The 22,641-nt window shown below is 36.7% G+C and carries 18 protein-coding genes and 1 pseudogene; 7 read left to right on the forward strand and 12 right to left on the reverse strand.

Annotated elements, in window-relative coordinates:
- Positions 1 to 2: 2 nt before the first annotated feature.
- Together metH and M902_RS10935 are read right to left on the reverse strand one after the other, a co-directional pair.
- Positions 3 to 3,677 carry a methionine synthase gene (gene metH / locus M902_RS10930; protein ID WP_021268112.1) on the reverse strand — a complete coding sequence of 1,225 codons (3,675 nt, stop codon included), beginning with the start codon at positions 3,675 to 3,677 and terminating at the stop codon, positions 3 to 5.
- Positions 3,677 to 4,621, reverse strand: coding sequence for a methylenetetrahydrofolate reductase (locus M902_RS10935; RefSeq protein ID WP_021268464.1), 945 nt, complete (start codon positions 4,619 to 4,621; stop codon positions 3,677 to 3,679). Before M902_RS10935 ends, metH begins: the two co-directional genes overlap by 1 nt.
- A gap of 340 nt (positions 4,622 to 4,961) precedes the next feature.
- Between M902_RS10935 and M902_RS10940 the strand changes: the two genes are divergently transcribed.
- A complete protein-coding gene (locus M902_RS10940) occupies positions 4,962 to 5,846 on the forward strand; it encodes an aldose 1-epimerase (RefSeq protein ID WP_021268619.1) in 885 nt (294 codons plus the stop codon).
- A gap of 21 nt (positions 5,847 to 5,867) precedes the next feature.
- The gene (locus tag M902_RS10945; protein WP_021268529.1) at positions 5,868 to 6,608 is read left to right on the forward strand and encodes an inositol monophosphatase family protein; all 741 of its coding nucleotides are present in this window, start codon (positions 5,868 to 5,870) and stop codon (positions 6,606 to 6,608) included.
- Here M902_RS10945 and M902_RS16055 read toward each other — a convergent pair.
- From M902_RS16055 to trmB, 5 genes and pseudogenes are all read right to left on the reverse strand, one after another.
- A complete protein-coding gene (locus M902_RS16055) occupies positions 6,605 to 9,739 on the reverse strand; it encodes a DEAD/DEAH box helicase (RefSeq protein WP_021268551.1) in 3,135 nt (1,044 codons plus the stop codon). The genes M902_RS10945 and M902_RS16055 overlap by 4 nt on opposite strands.
- Positions 9,740 to 9,842: 103 nt before the next feature.
- On the reverse strand, positions 9,843 to 11,279 hold the full coding sequence (rpoD, locus tag M902_RS10955) for an RNA polymerase sigma factor RpoD (protein WP_232215063.1): 1,437 nt from the start codon (positions 11,277 to 11,279) through the stop codon (positions 9,843 to 9,845).
- A pseudogene (locus tag M902_RS16835) lies at positions 11,253 to 11,594 on the reverse strand (RNA polymerase sigma factor region1.1 domain-containing protein); the annotation flags it as partial. The pseudogene M902_RS16835 and the gene rpoD, both read right to left, overlap by 27 nt.
- 19 nt (positions 11,595 to 11,613) lie before the next feature.
- Complete coding sequence (gene dnaG, locus M902_RS10960) at positions 11,614 to 13,506, reverse strand: DNA primase (protein WP_021267916.1); 1,893 nt, start codon at positions 13,504 to 13,506, stop codon at positions 11,614 to 11,616.
- Positions 13,507 to 13,527: 21 nt separating this feature from the next.
- The gene (gene trmB / locus M902_RS10965; RefSeq protein ID WP_021268719.1) at positions 13,528 to 14,280 is read right to left on the reverse strand and encodes a tRNA (guanosine(46)-N7)-methyltransferase TrmB; all 753 of its coding nucleotides are present in this window, start codon (positions 14,278 to 14,280) and stop codon (positions 13,528 to 13,530) included.
- A 155-nt stretch (positions 14,281 to 14,435) separates the two neighbouring features.
- Between trmB and M902_RS10970 the strand changes: the two genes are divergently transcribed.
- Positions 14,436 to 15,239, forward strand: coding sequence for a hypothetical protein (locus tag M902_RS10970; RefSeq protein ID WP_021268182.1), 804 nt, complete (start codon positions 14,436 to 14,438; stop codon positions 15,237 to 15,239).
- 92 nt (positions 15,240 to 15,331) lie between these two features.
- Here the strand turns inward: M902_RS10970 and M902_RS10975 are convergent, their stop codons facing one another.
- The 5 genes from M902_RS10975 to M902_RS16060 form a co-directional block, all read right to left on the reverse strand.
- Complete coding sequence (locus M902_RS10975) at positions 15,332 to 15,526, reverse strand: hypothetical protein (protein ID WP_021268094.1); 195 nt, start codon at positions 15,524 to 15,526, stop codon at positions 15,332 to 15,334.
- Positions 15,527 to 15,534: 8 nt separating this feature from the next.
- A complete protein-coding gene (locus M902_RS10980; RefSeq protein ID WP_021268232.1) occupies positions 15,535 to 15,747 on the reverse strand; it encodes a hypothetical protein in 213 nt (70 codons plus the stop codon).
- A 135-nt stretch (positions 15,748 to 15,882) separates the two neighbouring features.
- Entirely contained in the window at positions 15,883 to 16,854 is a 972-nt protein-coding gene (locus M902_RS10985; protein ID WP_021268319.1) for a hypothetical protein, read from the reverse strand.
- Positions 16,851 to 17,807, reverse strand: a complete 957-nt coding sequence (locus tag M902_RS10990; RefSeq protein ID WP_021268490.1) for a hypothetical protein — start codon at positions 17,805 to 17,807, stop codon at positions 16,851 to 16,853. Before M902_RS10990 ends, M902_RS10985 begins: the two co-directional genes overlap by 4 nt.
- Positions 17,795 to 18,205, reverse strand: a complete 411-nt coding sequence (locus M902_RS16060; RefSeq protein WP_021268652.1) for an NUDIX domain-containing protein — start codon at positions 18,203 to 18,205, stop codon at positions 17,795 to 17,797. Before M902_RS16060 ends, M902_RS10990 begins: the two co-directional genes overlap by 13 nt.
- 138 nt (positions 18,206 to 18,343) lie before the next feature.
- Between M902_RS16060 and M902_RS11000 the strand changes: the two genes are divergently transcribed.
- The 4 genes from M902_RS11000 (at position 18,344) to M902_RS11015 (ending at position 22,624) form a co-directional block, all read left to right on the forward strand.
- Positions 18,344 to 19,003 (forward strand): site-2 protease family protein, encoded by a 660-nt coding sequence (locus M902_RS11000; RefSeq protein WP_040314713.1) that lies wholly within the window; start codon positions 18,344 to 18,346, stop codon positions 19,001 to 19,003.
- Positions 19,004 to 19,036: 33 nt separating this feature from the next.
- On the forward strand, positions 19,037 to 19,942 hold the full coding sequence (locus tag M902_RS11005; protein ID WP_021268692.1) for a ScpA family protein: 906 nt from the start codon (positions 19,037 to 19,039) through the stop codon (positions 19,940 to 19,942).
- A 24-nt stretch (positions 19,943 to 19,966) separates the two neighbouring features.
- The gene (gene scpB / locus M902_RS16065) at positions 19,967 to 21,487 is read left to right on the forward strand and encodes an SMC-Scp complex subunit ScpB (RefSeq protein ID WP_021268297.1); all 1,521 of its coding nucleotides are present in this window, start codon (positions 19,967 to 19,969) and stop codon (positions 21,485 to 21,487) included.
- A 105-nt stretch (positions 21,488 to 21,592) separates the two neighbouring features.
- Entirely contained in the window at positions 21,593 to 22,624 is a 1,032-nt protein-coding gene (locus M902_RS11015; protein ID WP_021268380.1) for a pseudouridine synthase, read from the forward strand.
- Positions 22,625 to 22,641: the final 17 nt, after the last annotated feature.

Raw genomic sequence — 22,641 nt, forward strand, 5'->3', positions numbered from 1 at the left:
TCCTATAGTATTGGCCTAAGCCATTTCTTTGTTGTTTCTATGTCCTGACCTTTGGCCTTTGAGTAAAGCTCAATTTGGTCTTGGGCAATATTTAAAATATTAAAGTACTTAGCACAAGGATTAAAGAATATGTAGCCCGAAACTGAGCTTGCTGGATACATAGCGAAATTTTCAGTTAGGTATGCTCCTGTATTCTCTTTGACATTCATATAATCCCATAACTTTGATTTTTCGGTATGATCTGGGCATGCTGGATAACCTGCAGCAGGTCGAATTCCTGTGTATTTTTCTTTAATAAGCTCATCAAGTGAGAACTTGCGTTCTTCTTCAATTCCACACATTTGGCGTGCTCTTTCATGAATTAACTCTGCGTATGCCTCTGCTAGGCGATCACCGACTGCCTTAATCATAATAGATGTATAGTCATCACCCTTATCTTCAAAACTCTTAGCATATTTCTCGACTTCATCACCCATTGTGACAACAAAGGAACCGATGTAGTCCTGCTTTTCTCCCTGCGGAAGAATATAATCAGCAAGAGATAGGTAAGGGCGATCTTTTTGTGTTTTTTCTTTTTGTTGTCTTAAAAAATTAAAGGTACCAAATTCATTCTTATCTTCATCGAGAAGAATAACTGATTCATCTTTTGAATAAGCTGGCCAAAAGCTTAAAACTGCTTTTGGTGAGAAACGTTTATTATCAATAATGTCATCAAGAATATTTTGTGCTTCATCGTAAAGTTTCTTTGCTTCTTCTCCATAATCTTTATGAGACAAGATATGAGGATAGAGCCCTTTTAATTCCCAAGTCCAAAAGAAAGGAGACCAGTCGATATACTTTGCAATTTCTGATACGCTAATATCCTCAAACTTCTGAGTTCCAATAAATGGAGGAGTGAATTGGACAAAAGTTTTCTCTGGGTCAACTCTTAAGTAATCACGGGCCACTTCTATTGCAATAGTAGCTTGTCCACTATCTTTTTTATTTTCAAAATATTTTTTTGTTCTTCTTTGTGATTCTTTTAAATCTTTTAAGAATTCGTCCTTTAGCTTTTCACTTAAAAGACTATTGCAGATCCCTACCGTTTGCGAGGCATCGCCCACGTGAACAACTGTACTAGTACATTCTGGTGCAATCTTAACTGCGGTGTGAGTTTTGGATGTTGTAGCTCCTCCAATTAGTACTGGGATTTCGAGGCCCTGACGATTAAATTCAGCAACGTTATAAATCATCTCATCAAGAGAAGGAGTGATCAGTCCACTTAAGCCGATGAACTTGGCATCATGTTCTTTTGCTGCTTTTATAATATCTTCACAGCTTACCATGACGCCTAAGTCAACGACGTTGTATCCATTACAGGCTAGAACAACACCAACAATATTTTTTCCAATATCATGAACGTCACCTTTTACTGTGGCTATTACAAATGTATTCTTTTTACTTTTACCGTCAGCATCCTTTTCCATATATGGCTCAAGGTAAGCAACTGCCTGTTTCATGACACGGGCACTCTTAACAACTTGAGGCAGAAACATTTTTCCTGCTCCAAAAAGGTCTCCAACGACTTTCATTCCATCCATTAGAGGTCCTTCGATGACATTTAAAGGAATACCTAGTTCTTGCCTTGCTTGTTCAACATCTTCTTCGATAAACTTACCGATACCTTTTACAAGTGCGTGAGTAATACGCTCTCCAAGGCTTCCTTCTCGCCAAGTCAAATCATCTTCTTTGGATTTTGATTTTATACCTTTGAATTTTTCAGCATATTCAATTAAGTCATCAGTCGCATTCTCTGAGCGATTAAAGAGTACATCTTCGATCTTTTTCATAAGCTCAGGTTCTACGTTTTCGTAAACTTCAAGCATTCCAGCATTTACAATTCCCATGTCTAAACCTGCTTTTATGGCATGGTAGAGAAATGAGCTATGCATTGCTTCGCGAACAATATTGTTACCACGAAATGAAAAAGATATATTTGAAATACCTCCGCTTGTTAAAGCTCCTGGGCATGTCTCTTTGATTTCTCTTACGGCATCAATGAAGTTGATTGCATAATCATTATGTTCTTCAATCCCTGTACCAACAGTTAGGACGTTTGGATCAAAAATAATATCAGTTGCAGGGAATCCAACTTCTTCAGTGAGGATCTTGAAGGCACGCTGGCAAATTGATACCTTTTCTTCTTTAGAGGCTGCTTGTCCTTTTTCATCAAAGGCCATAACAACAACAGCTGCTCCGTATTGAAGGATTTTTTTTGCATGTTCTTTGAAAACTTCTTCGCCTTCCTTTAGTGAAATTGAGTTAACAATCCCTTTTCCCTGTATACATTTAAGTCCTTCTTCGATGACATCCCATTTAGATGAGTCAATCATAATTGGGACTTTGCAAATGTCAGGCTCAGAAGCGATTAGGTTTAGAAACTTTACCATACAAGCTTTTGAGTCAAGGAGACCTTCATCAAAGTTGATATCGATAATATTGGCACCATTTTCAACTTGTTGACGGGCGATATCCAAAGCAGCTTCAAAGTTTTCTTCACGAATTAGACGTGCAAATCTTGGAGAACCGGTAACATTTGTGCGTTCTCCGACCATGATAAATGGGCGCTCACCAATATAATCGAGATTAAGAGGCTCTAGACCTGATAATCTTTGATTTTTAGGTAAGACATGTTTCTCACGTGGCCTGATATCTTTTAAATGATTATAAATTGCATTGATATGCTCAGGTGTTGTTCCACAACAACCACCAACAATATTGACGAGTCCTGACTGCGCAAACTCTTCTAACAGCGATGCTGTTTGATTTGGCTTTTCATCATAGCCAGTGTCACTTAGTGGATTAGGTAACCCTGCATTTGGGTAACAAGAGATTAAGCAGTCTGATACCCTTGATAACTCTTCAATATATGGGCGCATCTCTTTGGCACCAAGAGCACAATTAATTCCAACACTAAAAGGTCTAGCATGTTCAACTGAATTCCAGAAGGCTTCAACAGTTTGTCCTGAAAGCGTTCTTCCAGAAGCATCAGTAATTGTTACTGAAAGCATAATCGGAGTATCAAGATTATGATCATTAAGATACTTTCTCATGGCAAAGATGGCCGCTTTCAAATTTAGTGTGTCAAATGAAGTCTCTGCTAAAAGAAGATCAGCACCACCCTCAATAAGCCCTTTTGTTTGCTCATAGTAGTTGTTCACTAGCTCATCAAATGTAATCCCTCTATAAGCTGGATTGTTTACATCTGGAGAAATTGAAGCGGTTTTATTCGTTGGCCCCAGAGCTCCTGCAACAAAACATTTACGCTCAGGGTTTTCTTTCATGAAATCAAGGCATGCCGCTTTCGCAATTTTTGCCGCCTCTACATTTAGCTCGTAAGCAATTTCACTTAAGTGATAATCATCTTGAGCAATACGAGTCGCCGAAAATGTATTTGTTTCAATAATATCTGAACCAGCAGCTAGGTATTTCGTATGGATTTCTTTAATAATTTCTGGCTTAGTCAGGTTCAGTAAATCGTTATTTCCTTTCAAGTCGATTTTTGTTTCTCGGAATCGCTTTCCTCGAAAATCTTCTTCTGTGAGGTGATACTGTTGAACCATTGTACCCATGGCCCCGTCTAGAAAGAGAATTCTATTCTTTAATATTGATTCGAGTTCTTTATGAATATGTCTCATTAAAATAAACCTTTTAGAACTTCTGTAACATTTGCACTATCATTCATGACATAAAAGTGAACAGAAGGAACATTGGCATTTAATAACTCTTCTGTTTGCTTTCTTGCCCACTTAATACCTATCTCTTTAATATGTTCTGGGTTTTCTGTTGCTTCATTAACAAATTCATCAGGAAAGTCGACATAGAAATGTCTTGGAACATTTGAAAGTTGACCCATACTTTTAATTACTTTTATTCCTGGAACAATTGGACATGTAATACCTGCCTCACGACATTTATCTACGAACTCGAAATACTTTGAATTATCAAAGAACATCTGAGTTACGATATAATCGGCACCAGCATCAACTTTCTCTTTAAGGTATTTAATATCAGTTGCAAGATTTGGTGCTTCAAAGTGTTTTTCAGGATAGCCTGCTACACCTACTGAAAAATCGAGAGGTAAGCTATTAGAAATCTCATCAAGGTAGATACCTTTTTTAACGTTATCAATTTGTTCGACTAAATCTTTTGCATAGAAATTTCTTTGGCGTGAAAGATCATACTTTTTATTGTAGTTAAGTGCATCTCCACGAAGTGCGAGTACGTTGTGAATTCCAAGGTAGTTTAGCTCAATAAGAGCATCTTCAGTTTCTTCTTTTGTAAATCCTTGAGTCAGAAGGTGAGTTACCGTATCAATCTTAAAGCGATTTTGAATGACCCCACAAATACCAACTGTACCTGGGCGCTTTTTATAAATTTTTCTTTCCACTGAACCGTCATTTTTTTCATTGTAATAAGCCCCTGCTGAATGGGCCGTTACATCAATCCAGGCCGGATTAAATGGTAAAAGCTGCTTAACAATATCTGTTACGGCCGAAATATTTTTGCCTCTAGGTGGTGGTACAATCTCAAAACTAAAAAGTGGATTTGTTGCCTTGTCGATATGCTCGATAACTTTCATTAGTGTATTTTCCTATGTGTAAATTTGATACCTTATTTTAATCATTTATGAGCAATAAGAAAAGGCGAGGGCCCCTTTTTCTGGGGCCTTAGGTTAATTCGAATGAATTGGGTAAATGGAATATTTAGATAATTTTGAAGGAAGGAATTTAGTTAGTTTTAAACATCATCTATGCTTCAAACTTATAGAGTTTTTAGCCTAGGGGATTATATATTTGGACTTTTTTCACATTTGAAATGAGGGATCTATCCCACAATGAAATATATTGCCTATATTCAATTGCTTATGAGTTTCACGTTGGGCCAAAAACTGATATCATTATGTAGTAGAGGATAATTTGATGAATAAAGATCAGATTTACCATTTAGAAAGTGAGTTTATTAGAGTTTCTGTTACGAAGCAGGGAGCTGGACTGTTATCAATATTTGATCTTGAATCATATGTTGAATATCTATGGCAAGGCCATCCAACACTAAACCCTTGGAAGCCACAACTTATCTTTCCAATTGTAGGAAAGCTTAAAGATGATCAGTATTGGTTAGGGCGTAAGTATTATCACATGCAAAAGGATGGCTTCTTAAAAGACTTTCAATTTGAAGTGAAAAATCAACGTAAAGACAGAATCACTTTTGTTCATACGAATAACCAAGACACAGAGCTTATTTTTCCATTTCGCTATAGTATCGAAGTGACCTATATGGTTTATGGACCAAAGCTTACAGTCTCATTTGTAATAAAAAATTTAGATAAGAAAGAAATGTTCTTTTCGCTAGGTTTTGCTCCGACTTTCAATGTTCCTCTAGGTCCAGAAGGTCATGAAGATTGCTTTATTGAATTCTCTACTGAAGAAGAGCGTGGAGCTTACTTCTTAGAAAATGACCTTGTTAACTTTCATGATGCGGACAATAAGAAAGTTGTTCAAGACTGTCGTGTTTTCTTCTCTCAAGAAAACTTTAGAGGAGGAGAGATGGTATTTAAGGATATTAAGTCAAAAAGCGTTGCTCTTAAGAATATTTTAAACGAGAAGTCAGTTAATATAGACTTGGGAAATATTCCTTATCTTTCAATATGGACTTATCCTGGTGCAAACTTTGTTAGGATTGCTCCAGCATTTGGAGTAACTGACGCGCTTGATTCAAACAATGACTTCTATACAAAAGAAGGATTAATTGATTTAGAGCAAGAAAAGACTTTTAAACACGAGTTTGTCTTTCACATTCGTTAGGCATATCCGCTAGGATCAAAAATGTATCGTAAAGAATTAGAAGAAATAAAAAACAGTATTCATACTAAGCTCGACACTATGGTGTGGGGAGATATGTCGATTGAAAGAAAGGCGGATAAGAGTATTGTAACAGAGTTTGATATCTTTGTTTCGGACCAAGTAAAAAAAGTTTTTCATGATTCTAATTATGACTTTAATTTTTTCTCAGAAGAAGATCAAGAAAGCTTTGAGTTCCCTGTAATCGTACTGGATCCAATTGATGGAACTCGTGAATTTGCGAAAGGTTATGGTGAGTGTGCAGTCTCATTGGCGATATTGTTTTCAGCTGATATTTACGACGATCGAAACTTTGGTTGGATTTATAATCCATTTACTGGTTTTGAAATTACTAGTGATATTAAGTATCCTCTTGGGAGTCGTCATGCTCATGCTGAGGCCGTAAATATAATGATTTCACGCTCGGAGTGGGAGAAGGGTGCTAATAAGCTAGATTTTAAGCATAACTTCAGAATTACTCCGCTTGGTTCCATTGCATTTAAATTAGGGCTGCTTGCTGCAGGTGCAGCAGAATGTGTTGTCTCATTTCGTGATAAAAATATCTGGGATATCGCTGCTGGAGTAATTATTTGCCATTCAAGAGGGATCCATTCGGAAGAAATTAAGGATCTTTCCAGCAAAAAACTAACAGGGCCATTTATTTTCTGTCGAGATGAATTGAAAGAAGCTGTTCATGAAGAAGTTAATCGCTTAAAGAAGTCTTAATTAAATAACTCTTCAAAATCCTTCATTGTGAGTTTTCCACTGAATAATTCTTCATCATCTTCAGGAAGTAGTTCTTTGAAAAGTTCACGTTTTATTTCTTGAAGTTTTAATACCTTCTCTTCAACAGAGCCTTTAATAATAGGTCTAAATACGTTTAGAGTATTCTTTTGACCAATACGATATGCTCTATCGATAGCTTGTGATTCAACGGCAGGGTTCCACCAAGGATCCATAATAAAAACATAACTTGCTGCTGTTAAGTTAAGCCCAACACCACCGGCCTTGAGGGAGATTAGAAAGAGTTTTGTTTTTCCACTTTGGAACTCATCAACAGCTGCTTGACGCTTTTTTACGTTTAAAGAACCATCTATTCGAGAGTACTTCCAACACTGACTATCAAAAGCTGTTCCAATAATATCTAAGTATGTCGTAAATTGAGAGAAGACGATAACTTGGTGACCTTCTTCAACAATTTGCTCTAAACTCTCAATAAGATAATCAACTTTCGTTGATGAAAGACTTCTAATATCTTTAGTCGTTTTATTACTATGGTTTTGCCATAGGCAGCTCTGGCGAAGCTCAAGAAGTCCCTTAAGGATTTCACCATACTTCTTATTCTTAGGAGCATTTTGAATATTATCTTTAATTGATTGCAGTTTATTTTTGTAAAATTCTTCTTCACTTTCATCAAAACTAAGAAGGACATTGTTTTCAATCTTAGGAGGTAGATCTGTAAGAACTTGGTTCTTTGTGCGTCTAAGAATGAAAGGTGCAGCCGTTTTTCTTGCGTAGACTCTTGATTTAGGTGTCGAGCTTGATCTTAAAAATCTTAAGTCTCCCCAGATACCAGGAATACTTAGGTCAATAATATTAAAGAACTCAGCAAGATCATTTTCAACAGGTGTACCAGTTAGACAGATTCTAAAGTCGGCATTGATCTTTCTTGCAGAAGATGCTCCAAGTGAGCGCATATTCTTTAAGTGCTGAACTTCATCAAGAACAAGAACATCATAATTAGTTTCTTCAAACTGAGCTTCAAGTTCTCTTTTAAGAATTCCATACGAAGTTAGGATGACTTTTGCTTTACTGTCTTCAGGAAGTTCTCTATCTGCTCCATGGAAGATGTGAACATCAATATCCGAGAACTTTTTAAATTCATTTTCCCAGTTAAGAAGTAGGGAAACAGGACAAACAATTAGAACTCTATCAATTTTGTCGTAAATACTTTCAATAAAAGCGATGGTTTGAATGGTCTTACCAAGACCCATATCATCGGCCAGACAAGCACCAAGCTTATTTTCGTGAAGAAATTTAAGCCAATTATAACCAGTCTTTTGATATGCTCTAAGAGTTGAACCTAGATGTTCTGAAATTGGGTAGTCTGGGATACCCTCAAGATTTTGAAGTCTTTCACAAAGTGCTATTTCTTCATCCGTTAAGGCACCTTCAAGGCCAATCTTTTTAAGTTCAAATAATTCAAAGATTCTGGCACGTGAAAAAGGTAGGATGAACTTCTTAAATTTCCCGTCCTGAATCTCTTCTTTTGCTTCAAATTTTGTATATTTTTGAACAAATTTTAAAAGATCCTTTTGTTCATTATTTAGTAAGATGACACCATCTTTTGTAATAGCTATGCTATTATCCAGATCAACATTCTTAAGTACTTCTTGGTCGACGTCATTTATCTCTAGTTCAAGGTCAAACCAACCAGAGCGTCCAATTTGTTTTCTTTCAAAGCGAATGCGAGAGTTCCAGTTTTTAATTTCATTATTATTATAAAAAATCTCTACACCATATGGCTTTGTTACTGTAAATAATTTCGATAGGCCTTGTGTAATTTGTGACATAGAGACTTGGAAAATAACTTCATTTGAATCTCTGTATAGATACGAGTAGCGGAAGAAGTGGTCTCCAAATTCTGTTACCATTACTTTAAATAGTAGACGTTGTAGTTTGTTGTCGTATTTGTATAGCTTATGATTTTCGTGATCGAAGCTAAGTGTGTAGTCTTTACTAACTACTTCTGAAATAAGTCTGATCCAAGCAGATTTTTTCGATTTACCCGAAAGAGACTTCTTGTAGCTATCAACACCAGTTTCAAAGTAATGCTGAACTTCTCTTAGAAAATGATATGCTTCAATCTTTTTTCGAAATAAATCAAGGTAGCCACCTTCAAACGTAAGTGAGGCCATAAATTGTGGAGGCCTCGTTCTCTTTTCTTCTTTATTGAAGAATTCGACCGAGAAATTGTTATAACCTTTTCTTTGAGAGTTATTGATATAAATTCTTAAGTCAGGTGACTCAATATTTGTAATATCAAATTGTTTGCTCTCAACTTCAAAAGAGATATACCTCTCAAGTCTTTCTGAGTAGGCAAGATTTAAGGCGTCGTCGATCTTATATGTAGACAAGTTTGATCTAAGAGTTGAGAAGAACTCTTTTAATTCACTTGGAAGTGAAAAGAGCTCTCCAGTATCCCAGTTAAAAAGATATAAACTTTCAAAGATACTAATATCACGGTGAGTTTTACCTTCTTCATCTAGTAAAGCAAATCGAATACTTGATTTTAAGTCATCTTGAAAATCAACTCTTTGTTCTTTATTAGGAGTGATATTAAAGACTAACTTTCCCGAGAGGTTTTCAGGAATAGGAAACTCAATCGTTTTCTTATTTGTTAGTGAGTAATTTAATGTTGAATAAGTCGGCCCATGTGGCGCATTTTCTAACTCGTGTGGACCACTAATAATTGTCCCATATTCAAGTGGGTAAACACCGTATCCACCAATCGGAGGGAGGTGAGTACTCGTATCAGACTGGTCATTATTTGTAGCAATATAGTACATAAAAAGAGCCGCTGTATGATGACAGTGCTTTTCTTGTGTCCACTCTAGACAATCACAGGACGTTGATAGTGGCGATTCATCTGTTCCCTCAAGCCTTTTCTTATAGACTACCTTGGACTCATAAGGACGATCTTCTTTAATGATTCCCGTTGTAATGAGGTAACCATCAAGACTTCCTTTCTTAAATGAAAGTGAGACCTTCCCAAGGCTGAGAACTTTTCTGGCCTTAGAAATTGCCAGAGTTGAAAAATATTTTTTTGCTAGATCGAGTCCAGGTTCTTGTGTCATATATTACTTTTATGTCTAAAAGCCTTATTATAACGCAAAAATAAAGAATGTAATAGTCTTAGTTCTGTTAAGAGAAAGGCCCCTGAATAGGGGCCTAATTTACTTAGTTATTTTCGATATACGATTTAAGTAGTTTCGCTCGAGAAGGATGTCTTAGCTTACGAAGAGCTTTAGCTTCGATCTGTCTAATACGTTCACGAGTTACGAAGAAGTCCTGTCCAACCTCTTCTAGAGTGTGGTCAGATTTTTCACCGATACCAAATCTCATTCTTAGAACCTTTTCTTCTCTTGGTGTAAGAGTTGAAAGTACTGAACGAGTTTGCTCAGATAATGTAATACTCATTACAGCATCTGCAGGTGAAATAATCTTCTTATCTTCAATGAAGTCTCCTAGAGATGAATCTTCTTCTTCACCGATTGGTGTTTCTAGAGAGATTGGCTCCTTAGAGATCTTTTGAACTTTTTTAACCTTATCTACTGGCATTTCCATCTTCTCAGCAATTTCTTCTGGAGTTGGCTCACGCCCAAGTTCTTGAATAAGTTGTCTTTGAGTTCTAACCATCTTGTTAATTGTTTCAATCATGTGAACTGGGATACGGATTGTTCTTGCTTGGTCAGCAATGGCACGAGTAATGGCCTGACGAATCCACCAAGTTGCATAAGTTGAGAACTTATAACCACGACGGTACTCAAATTTATCAACCGCTTTCATTAAACCGATATTACCTTCCTGGATAAGATCAAGGAATTGTAGACCACGGTTTGTGTATTTCTTAGCGATTGAAACAACAAGTCTTAAGTTTGCTTCAACTAGCTGAGCTTTCGCGCGGTCAGCTCTTTCTTCACCATTCGTGATAATCTTATAAACTGTTTCGATATCATCAAAGCTCATTCCAGCTTCTTGAGATAGTCTTCTAAGTTTTCTAAGAATATCCTCTTGGTTACGAACTAGTTGCTCTACCTTTGCATCTGTAGTGTAAAGCTCTTTTGCAAAAGCACGCTTAAATGCATCGTCTTCCATAATCTTCTCATGAAGATCACGGTAAGCTTCAATTGTTTCTACTTCTAAGAACTTAAAGATACGATCTTGTTGCTCGTAAAGGTCTTTAAATTGAAGGTAGTATTTCTTAACTGGCTCAACGAAGCTATTAATGATCTTTCTATTAAAAGTTAGATCTGCAAGTTCAGTTGCAATAGCATCCATTTTTGTTTTTTCAGTCTTTGAGAACTTATCAAGAGTTCCATCATCTTCGTTAAGTGCAGAGTCATAAATTTCTTTTAGCTCATCACAAACTTTAATGATTGTCTTCTTAACTTTATCAACATCTTTTTGAGTCGATTCATCGTCTAGACCACGTACAAGCTCTCTTACGAACTCCGTAGGGTTTTCTAGTTCATTGATTCTATCTTTTAACGTGATAATTTCTGCAATTGCGTGAGAAGACTTTAGCGAAGAAAGAATGATTTCTCTTTCTCCTTCTTCAATTTCTTTCGCAATTACAACTTCGCCTTCTCTTGTTAGAAGGGCAACAGAGCCCATTCTCTTTAGATATAATTTTACAGGATCAGTTGAGGCACTTCTAAGTTCAGCTCTCTCTTCTTTCGAAAGCGTTTCTTCAATAATTTCAGTACCGTCAAGTTTGATTCCTTCATCTTCCTCTTCAACTTCGGCTTCAGTAACTTCAATTTCTGATTCACTAATAGCTAGCATAATGAGGTCAAGTTCTTCAGGAGCAATTAAACTTGCTGGAATAGCATCGTTAATTTCTTCTGGAGTTAGGGAGTCTTGATCCTTACCGCGTGCGATAAGTTTTTCGAAACCCTTCGATTTTAAAAATTGTGCAGCACTTGACATGTTTGGTTTCTCCAGTCTTTTACTTTTTTAAAGCATGAAGCTTTTTACGGATTTCAATAATCTTCGCGTTCAACTCAGTAAGCTCTGTTTGAGTGGTAACATTTCCTCTCTCTGTTACTAAGCGATCGCTTTCTTCTTCTAGACTAACTCTTTCAAGTTTTACTTTGAGGTCTTTAATAATTTTAACCGCTCTCTCTTTTTCTAGTTTGATTCCTTTGTATTTATTTCTAATGCCATCATCAATAATTTCATGTAGGCCGTACTTGGAAGAACTCGAAAGCGCAAAATTTCTAAATTCCCTCTCATCTATTTCAAAGATTAAATTTTTTAGATTTAAAACATACTCTTTTACCCTATCTGAGTGCATAAAATCAAGCAGATCGGTCATTTCATCATACTCAAGACAATCCGGATGTTCAACGATTGCAAGCAGTAAAGTCTTCTCTGTGCGTGAGATTGGAGCCTCTACTTCATCCATTATTGGCATCTCATTTGCATCAATTTCATGAAAGCTTGCCATGTAGTCTTCGTCATACTCAGGAGGAAGCATTTCTGCGTGTGGTGTCTCTTCGACAACGGCAGGCTTAAAGCTTTGAGATTTCTCATCTTTTAAGAAATTTTCATAATTTTCGATGATGCTATCTTTGCTCGACTCAAGGTTTAGCTGCTTTGCCCAACCAACGAGTCTTTCAATTGCATTTAGATCCTTACCTAGAGGTGAGACAAGATCAAAAGCCTGTCTTAGCAGTGCCAGCTTTTCATCGAGGATCTCAATCTTGCGATCAGGTAGTAATTTAGAAAATTCATAATCAATGAACGGAAGTGCATTATCGATTCTATCTTGATAAGCAATGATACCTTCTTTTTCTAGGAAATCGTCTGGATCTTTATGAGGATTAAGGTCGACAAACTTAGGTATGATACCAGATTCTAGGAATTGGCGATTTGCCCTTTGAGAAGCCTTAAAGCCGGCCTCATCATTATCGAGGGAGAGATAAATATTCTTTGTCATGGACTTAAGTGTTCGAAGAGAGTTGTCGCCAAGTGCAGTCCCCATGATAGCGACACTATTTTCAAAACCCTTCTTGTAGTTTGCAATTTGGTCCATATTTCCTTCAACTATAATCACGCTATCGCGCTTTCTAATGAATGATTTTGCAAGATGGAGGCCATAGAGTAGGTTTCTTTTATTAAAGATGAACGACTCTATAGAATTCATGTACTTAGCGTGTTGATATTCATGAATTCGTCGGCTAGTGAAGCCGATTACTTTACCGTAGTGGTCCCAAATCGGAAACATTATACGCTCACGGAAAGTATCATAATGGGACTTATTATCGGCGTTATACTTAACGATTCCTATTTTTAAGGCCGTTTGAAGAATTTCTCCACGGTCTTTAGCTGGAAGGGAACAGATATAGTCATAAATACTATTTTTCTTTGGTGCAAATCCAAGCTGGTAGAGGTCGGCAATTTCATTGCTCAAATGACGATTCTTTAAAAAGTCTAGGTATTGCTCTGGCTTTAGATTACGTCCCGATTGGAAGTAAATAGTTGAAGCGACCTTAAGAATCTTTTCAGCATAAATGAACTCTTTCGATTTCTCTTTTGTATTCGTATATGAGTCGAAATCAATGCCAAATTTATCACAGATATCCTTCATGGCCTCGATGAACTCCATACTTTGGAGATTCATTACGAAGTCAAAGTGACTGTGACCAGCACCACAAGAAAAACACTTATAGATTTTCTTGTCATTAACAACAGACATGGAAGGGTTTGTGTCATCATGGAAAGGGCAGACACCGTAAAGGTTATTACCTTTGCGAACTAAGTGCACGCCATAGCGCTCGATTAAATCAGAAATCGGGATTTCATTGACGATCTTTTCGCGCAGTCTTTGTAATGACATGTGTGTGACTAACCTAGCTTTTTATTTTGCTTTTTTGGATTTTAGAACAAAAGCTTTAATATTTACACCTTGCTCGATAAATATTTTCTCAAACTTTGTTTTAAATTGGCAAAGTAAGTGATCCGGAGCATCGTTCCATAGATCTTTTGTCTCAAGTTCAAGCTCAAAGAGGTCTTGCTTCTCGATAACTTCTTTCATCCACTCTGCATAACCATCGTGATCCGTCTTAACATAGAAGTATCCACCTGGTTTGATAACTTTATATGCCCTTTCTAGGAAAGGGAGTTGAAAAAGTCTCTTCTTATGATGACGGGCCTTTGGCCAAGGATCAGGGAAGAAGTAGAATACTTTATCTAGCTCATTTTCAGCAAAAAGGTGCTCAATTCTTTCACCTTTGGCCCTTAAATATTTAAAATTGCGATAAGGAAGTGACTTTAGCTTCTTAGCTAAGGCGTAACTTCTCTTGAAGCGATAATCCAGTCCTACAAAATTCTGATCACGATAAGCATCACAATATTGTAGCATAAAGTGGCCATAACCAGTTCCGATCTCAAGACACAGCTCACCATCTTGCGAAAACACCTCTTTGTTCCATTTTCCACTGTGAACTTCAGCTTCTTCGTCCCTTAGAACAAATTCATTAAATTCTTCTAATTTGTCGTGGTATGGGTTGCGGTGCTTGTACTGAAAGTCCTTAGCAAATGACTTGTCTTGGTCTTGGTCGTACGCAAATGGATCGTTTGTCGCTTCTTGAGCGTCTGATTTTACTGGCAACTTTTACTCCTAAATGATTATTGCACCTAGTTATCAAATTGAAGGCACTCAGGCAAGGCTTTAAAACCTTTATACATGCTATTGTCTGAATCTTTGTAAATAAATATTAGGTAAAATTAACTATTAATTTACTCAAAAGCTTTAGAAACTGTAGTATGAAGTTTATTTTTTATCTATTTCTTATATTTATTTTTTCGCATGCGACTCCTGCTTTCGATGCTATGAGGAGAGGACCAGCTTCAGCTGCTCCCGCTACCGTCTATAAAGATCACGAAGTAAAGATTCTCCAGGGACATTATCGCCACCAATACTTTCGCTATTTCTTAGAAGAGATTCTAGCTCTTTCACGTAATGATTTTGGAGATTTTAAAGTTACGGCACTTGATTGTGGCAATGAAAAAGAGTGTGTTGATTCAGGTGCTTATAAGAATGGAGATATAATTTACTCACCATCTGAAAACTGGGACTTATCAGATTTTAAAAAGATAGAAGCTCCTATTTTGTCAGGATTAATGGGACTTCGCTTACCTGTGTATGAATATAAGGATCGTTTAAAATTTGAAGCGATAAAATCTCCGGAGGAATATAAGAAAAAACGAGTTTCTTTTAATAAGAATTGGCGTGATTATAAAATTCTAGAAAAGTATAAATTCAAATTAATTGCAGTCGATACGTTTGATGAAATCTATGGTGCCTTATCTGATAGTCGAGCAGATTATACACTTAGAGGAGTGTCTGAAGCCTTTATCGAAATTATCAACCAAAAGGAAAACCTACTAATTGATACGAAGAACTTTATCTATTATCGCTATCCAGTTTATCTCTATGTACGAAAAACAAATAAACGGCTTTATCGCGCACTCGTGTCAGGAATGAAGAAGATGGAAGGCCAGTCGTTTAATAATTTTACAAAGAGTTTTGTAGGACAGAGTCTTGTTTTGAATGAAGCTGAGGGTTGAAAGATCTACAATGTGAACACTGAAGTCGTCCAAGTTTTAAAGCAGTGTGAGCTTAGGGGTCTTATTGAAGCTGTTGCCAGCTTTAATCGCAACTAGCCCTTTAGCATTTGTTCAATAATTCGTGCTGCTTTTTTAGCTTCTTGAGGGTTCTCAAGGCGCTTTTGAATGAGTTCTTGTAGTTGTTCTACCTCTTTTTTTTGCTGATTTCGCGTTTGAGAGGTAGTAGGTGCTGCGTTTTCACGTGAGTCAGCACCCTTATATAAGTGTGTATACTTTTTTACACCCATGGAAGTTCCTAAGCAGCCGCTTCTGCTGCGCCTTTTTTCATTGTAGAAACTCTTTTCATATGTTCTTCAATGACTTCGTATAATTCTAATTTTGTTGAATATGGATCCATGCCTTCTGGCATTGTTGAATAAATTACTTCGTTGTTGATTTCTGCAAAGATAAACCAGTTGTTACCTAGTTTTTGAAAAAGAACTTCTGTACCTTTGTGTTGAATTGTCATAAACCTTCCTCCTGAAATAGTTTTGCAGTCCTTGCTAAAACAATGACACTAACTTTATCGTCTCTTTAATTTTTTCTTTTAAAAAAATATAAGTATTACTTCTTAGCGGTAATCTTTGCCGGTCGGCCCAAAGTACTAGTAGCGATAGGTGAATCCAACGTTGTAACCAAACGTTCCTTCGAGGTTTGTTGAGATTTTGTTGTCTGGCCATAACTGAGAGTTAATAAATTGACCATCAGATTCAAGTGTTGATGGAAGACGAATGTCGATAACTGGCCCGTGGTAAAGATAGAAAGAAGGTGAGTCAAATATCTTCTTGTGAGATAGGTTGATGGAAAGTCTTACATTAAAAAATAGTCCACTAAAGAGCTTTTCTTCAGCTAGGCCATTAGTTTGATCATCTTGGTTCACAAAGCGTCTTTGGTAATTAAGCCCAACTTGTAGCATTGATTCTATTTCAAAATATTGTCTTTTGTGAAATGTGTAAGAAACGATAGGTCCAAAAGTATAGTGAATATTACTTTCTGTCGTAAAAATATCTCCACTCAGTCGGTATTCCGCTTGTCCCGTTGTAATGCCGCCAAAGAAGCCGTAGTAGAGGCGATGACCATCATCAAAAGTCGTAGGACTTAAGTATTTAACATTAAGGCTGCCTTCAAATCCGGTACTCTCTTGTTGAACTTCTGAGTTGTAAGCGTAGCGAGAAGAAACTCCCTTTTTAAAGATAAGATCAAATTGGGAGCGGTTAAGTGGACGCCCTTTTAAGGGGTATTCATCTGGAAGTGGCTCCGCGATAACATAATCAGTAGGATCATTTTTTACATAAATCGTATGACCTAGGTCTTCCGATTCATTATTTAATATCAGTTTAATGAAATCTTTTCGAATATAGGCCTTTCGCCCATCTCTTGTCAGTGTGACGTAGTAGGCCTCTTCATTTAAATAGTTTGGATGTAAGTAGATTTTTGTCCCTTTTCTTAGCTTCATAAGTATGATGCCATCTTCATGTGGTTTACTTATGACTGGCGCTTCATGGACACGAATAATTCCATCAGTAGCGAGAACAGATGTTGTAAAAAGCAATAAAAGTAAAAGCTTTTTGATCATATTGAAACCTCAAATTCTTTTCCAATATTGATACTAATAGCAGTTGCCGAGTTGTTATTAGTAAGGTTTGCAGCTGGAAAGTTTACATTGGAATCGAATGCATAATTTTGCTTTTTTAGATCTAGCCTAACAAAGTACTTGGCGTAGTTGTAATTAAAATTGAGCCCAAAGGAATCAATTGTATGGCCAACTTTTAAGTCATTTATCGTAGCTGATGTATAGAGAGATCTTTGAGTATTCAAACCGGCCGCAATAAATGATTTCTTATTAATGTGAAAGCGGTACTCTACTCTTAGGCCAATAGAAAACGAAGTGAATTGAACTTCTTGGCCACTATTTTGAGCAAGGTATTCAGCACTAAAGAACACAGGTATATTCTCAAAAGTTTCAACACCTGCTTCAGCAGCAATAGTTGTACTTGATAAAGAGATATTATCTAAAAAAAAGTTTGGTGTAGAACTTCCTAGTCCTGCACTGATTTGAGTATAGGTATGAATTTGTTTCTTGTCGTATTCAATGGCCTTGAATTTGGTTTGATCAAAAGGTGTGAACTTTTCATTATTAAAAGTTAAAATCGTTTCAAGGTGATCAAGATTTGTACTTAACGTAACGTACTTCACGTTATCCTCATTACCGTCATTTGGGAGGATGAAGAAGTAGCGTGAACCAGGAGAGACTTCCTTTGTTCGAATAATAGTATTCTTTTGTATACGGTAGTAGCTCTTTCCATCAAGTGATTCAATTAAAGAGTTTGCTAGAATTACACTTCGAAAGGTTTTGGCCCTAAGGTTATTTTTTATATACTTAAAACGTGGCTTCGCCTTTGTTTTAACTTTCTCTTCTTTCTTGCTTATTCTTCTAAGATCCTCAAAAAGCTTATCAGAAGAGGCTTGAGCAAAACAAAGCTTCTGAGATAAAAGACCAATGATAGTAAGAGTAATTAGTCTAGACATTCAAGTGCCTTTTGAAATGCAATGAAGTTACTTTCGTATTTAAAATCTTTTTTTGTTACTTGATTAAGTGGTACCCATTTATACCCTTGGTGTTCTTGAGGGGAGATAACGATTTCATTTTGGCTTGTTCTTGCAAGGAAACAATACTCTGTAACATCCTTACTCCAGCGGTCATGAAACTCAAAAGTTTGATCAATTTCGATAATTTCAGCGTTATCAATTGAAGTTTCTTCAAGTAATTCACGCTTGGCCGCATCTAAAATACCTTCTCCTGGGTCAACAGATCCTGTTACATTCTGCCAGCCAAAACCACGATCCTCCTTCATTTCCAATAGAAGAATTGCTTTTAAATCATTGTGCACGGTGACAACTTGAACCTTTTTATGACGCGTATTCATAGGTTTATTATAGCAAAAAAATTTAATTTCAATGCCTTGGGCAAATTTGGAGGTTAATTTCTTTAATTTGTCTTACATTCCGTTCATTTTGTATCGCAAACTTTTGTCGATTCCCGTGGTTTTTGGTAGATTATTGCGATGGATATAATGCGAATTATCAATACATTAACTTTGGCCCTCCCGGGCTTTCTTTTAGCGATCTCATTTCATGAGTTTGGTCACGCTTGGATGGCCAGAAGATATGGTGATGATACGGCCGAGAGAATAGGTCGACTAACTCTTAATCCAATTCCACACGTTGATTTTGTGGGAACAGTTATTTTTCCTATGGTTGGTATTATGCTAGGTGGTGTTCCTTTTGGTTGGGCCAAGCCTGTACCTGTTGATGTTCGCCGTTTTAAAAATATGAAGTCAGGTATCTTTTGGGTTAGCTTTGCAGGGCCTGGAGCGAACCTGATTCTTATGATTTTATCAGCGCTATTCTTTGGAATGGTCTATGCTTATGTTCCATCGACGTTCTCATTAAAGACGCAATTTATGGATATGCTTCAGTATTCGGTATTTATTAATATCCTACTGGCAGTCTTTAACTTAATTCCATTTCCTCCACTTGATGGATCGAAGATGGTTGCAGCTTATTTAGATTACAACTCAGCACGAAAATATGAAGAACTTCAAAGATTTAGTTTTATTTTTATTCTAATTCTTTGGTTTACACCAATCTTTGGCTACATGATCAGACCGGTTATGAGTTTGGGGATGGTATTAATGAATACTTTTGCAGGTATTCTCTCTTAGTTTGTTAATTGAGGGATTTGAGGGAATTAACACATGTTAGACACAACGATTAAGGTTAAAACGGATACATTTGATGGTCCACTTTCACTGCTTTTGCTTCTTATTCAAAAAGAGCAAATGTCGATTAAGGAATTAAACCTTACGAAAATTACTAAGCAGTACTTAGACTATCTTGCAAATATGAAAGAGCTTAACTTTGATATTGCAGGTGACTACCTATTCCTTGCAGCTACATTAGTTCTTCTAAAGTCAAAGAATGCTGTAACTGAAGAAGAGCAGGCAAAGCTACAAAATCAGCTTGGTGCTGAAGGCTCTTTAAATATCACTTCTCATGCAGAGCTCGTTCGTCGTCTAGAAGAGTTGGCACTCTACCAAAAGATGGGGCAAAAGCTTTTAGAACTTCCTCAAACGGGGAAAGATATTTTTGTTAAACCAAAGGTAAATCGTAAGGAAATTGTTAACTCGATTCTTACACCGATGGAGCTAGAGAAGTTAACGGATACAATGATTGACTTCATTTTCCGTCAAAATCGTAAGTATACAGTTATTAAGCGTGACCGTTTATCGATTAAAGAGAAATTAGAGTTCTTAAAAACATATCTACAAGTTGGACAGAAAACAAATTTAGAAGAATTACTAGAAAATGATAGTAATAGTCGTATGGCAACAACAACTGGTGAAGATACTGCAAAGATGTCTGCAGATGGTAAGAATACAATTGATAACGTTGTTATTACTTTTATCTCACTTCTTGAACTAGCAAGACTTAAGCGTGTTCAAGTTTTCCAAAATGAAAGCTTTGGGCAAGTTTATGTTGATGTTGTGAAGACTCTTGATGATTTCGATGTAACTCAAGCCGATGGTTTTGATGAGGAGAATGAATCAAAAGATAAGATCGATACACAAGAATTAGAAAATATGGAACAAGTAGCGCACTAATCACTACTTAGAGAGAGCACACAAATGGAAGAGAATACAACAGTTACAGAAGCAAATCTAGAGTTTCTATCAACAGATGAAGAGATGGTGGAAGAGTTAGAAATAGCCCTTATGCCAACTGATGAAGACCTAGAGTTTCCAGAGGAGTACTTAAAGCTCGAGTCTGATTTTGCTGATGAGAAGATGCAAGAAGATAAGCTTTGGAAAGCTAGAACTGGACTAAATGAAGAAACAATCTGTGGAGCAATTGAAACGATTGTATTCATGAATGATAAGCCTGTACCACTAATGAAGATTAAGTCATTAATTGATGAAGATATCCCTCTACGTGTTGTTCACGAGGCAATTACTCGTCTACAAGATGAGTACGAATTAAAGCACCATGGAATTCGTCTACAAGAAGTAGCAAATGGTTATCAGTTTAGAACGAAGGCAACATTCTCAAAATATGTTCAAGACCTATTTAAGATTAATGAATTAGTACTTTCTCCAACGGCTCTTGAAGTACTTGCAATCATTGCTTATAAGCAGCCGGTTTCAAAAATCGAAGTTGAAAAAATTCGTGGGGTAGATAGTTCTCACATCGTTCGTGGCCTAATGGATAAGAGACTTGTTAAAGTTGTTGGCCGCTCAGAAGAAGTTGGACGTCCAGTTCTTTATGGAACAACTCCTGAATTCTTAGAAGTATTTAACCTCGCAAATATTGACCAATTACCACCAGAGCATGAACTAGCTGAGATTGCTACTCAAGGTGTAGGGAAAATTGAAGATATCAAGACTCTTGTAAACGCGGATTTAGCATCACGTTTTGATCAAGATGAAATTGAAGAACTAGATAATATCGCAATGTCGATCAAATCAATTGATTCGGAAACGGCATTTACTAAATCTCTTAAGGTTCAAGAAAGAAGACGTAAGTCTGCAAAGACTACTGAAGGGGAGGAAGCGACACCTGTTTTAACTGCTTTTGACTTACTTGAGCAGCACCTCGATAACTCTCTTGTTACTGGTGCAAATAAAGAGTCTGCGGAGTCAGAAGTCTTTACGGCGATCACTTGCCCAGAGGTTATTGCTGATTTAACAAAAGGACCGTTTAATATCCCTGAAGAAGAGGAAGATGATTTTGAAATGATCGATCTTGACTCAGGTGAAGTTATTAAAGATATGTCAGTAGAGGAAGCACTTGAAGAAGTTGCTGAGGCTATTCTTTCTTCTGAGAATACAGAAGCTCAAGAAGCAGTAATCAATGAAGAGGATGATGAAGCGGATATTGAAGTTGCAGCAGAAGAAGTTGAAGAAATCGCTATTATTGATGAGTCAAAATCAGATGAAGAAGCCGATCATCTAGCGCAGGCCCTTGATGATGCTTTTGCTAAATTATTTGGTGGAGATTCAGCTCTTCCTCAAGATGAGATGGATGTTGATCTTGACGACAGTATCAATGAAACAACTCAAAATTTAATTAATGGGGCAAAAGACCTAGATCTTGACCTAGATTTTTTAAATAACAAGGACTTAGGAGATTCTGAGTCTCATATTGAATAAGAAATAATTACTTAAATACTTGTAAAAGCTTACGTTTAGTTCTATTTAGACGTAAGCTTTTTCTTTATAGCTTTTAACCGCCGAGATGGCAGATAGGAGAGTCAAATGTCTAAATTAGTACGTTTACAAAAATTTATTGCAGATTGTGGGATCACTTCACGTCGTAAAGCCGAAGACCTAATCGTTCAAGGACGTGTAAAGGTTAATGGTATTGCTATTCGTGAACTAGGAACTAAGGTAGATCCATCTATCGATGCTGTTGAAGTTGACGGTAAGGCCGCAGACCTTGGTTCAGTAGAAAAAATCTACATGATTATGAATAAACCTCGTGGGGTTATGACAACTGTTAATGATCCAGAGGGCAGAGAAACTGTTATTGATCTTTGTAAAGAGATTAGTGAGCGAATTTATCCTGTTGGCCGTCTTGATTACCTTTCTGAAGGTCTTCTATTAATGACGAATGATGGAGATTTCGCAAATCTTGTTATTCACCCAAGCTCTGAAATTACTAAGGTATACGAGGTAAAAGTTTTTGGTGCAATCAATGAGTTCCTACTTAAGAAGTTAAGAGCAGGTGTATATATTGATGGTGTAATGACAAAGCCACAAGCGGTTCGTGTTATTAAACAACTTGAAACAAAGACTTGGTTAGAGTTTAGAATTAATGAAGGTAAGAACCGTGAGATTCGTCGTATGTGTGAAGGTGCTGGACTTACTGTAGATAAGCTAAAGCGTGTTGCTATTGGTGGACTAACTGTTGAAGGGATTGCTCCAGGCTCATACCGCCTTGTTAATAGAAAGAACTTATTAAATGCTATTGGAATTGACATGGCAGGGAATAAGACGAAAGACGCTGTCGAGTATATCTCAAGTAAAAAGTCTGTAAACTTAAAAAAGAAAGGGCATCAAGGCTGTACAGCTGCCGATGATAAGGCCTTTACTAAATTTAGAAGAGAGACTTACTTCAAATCGATTAAAGAAATTGCTGAAACGAAGAAGGCAAAAGAGAAAGAGATTAGAAGACAAGCTTACGAAGAGAAGGAAGCAGCATTCAAGAAGAGACAAAATAAGAAAAAGGCTCGTCTTGCCAAGAAAGAAAATCAACAAAAACATACTCACGTAGAATTTATTAAATAAAAAAAAAGCCCCTTAAA

Source organism: Bacteriovorax sp. BAL6_X (genome assembly GCF_000443995.1).
Classification (GTDB): Bacteria; Bdellovibrionota; Bacteriovoracia; order Bacteriovoracales; family Bacteriovoracaceae; genus Halobacteriovorax_A.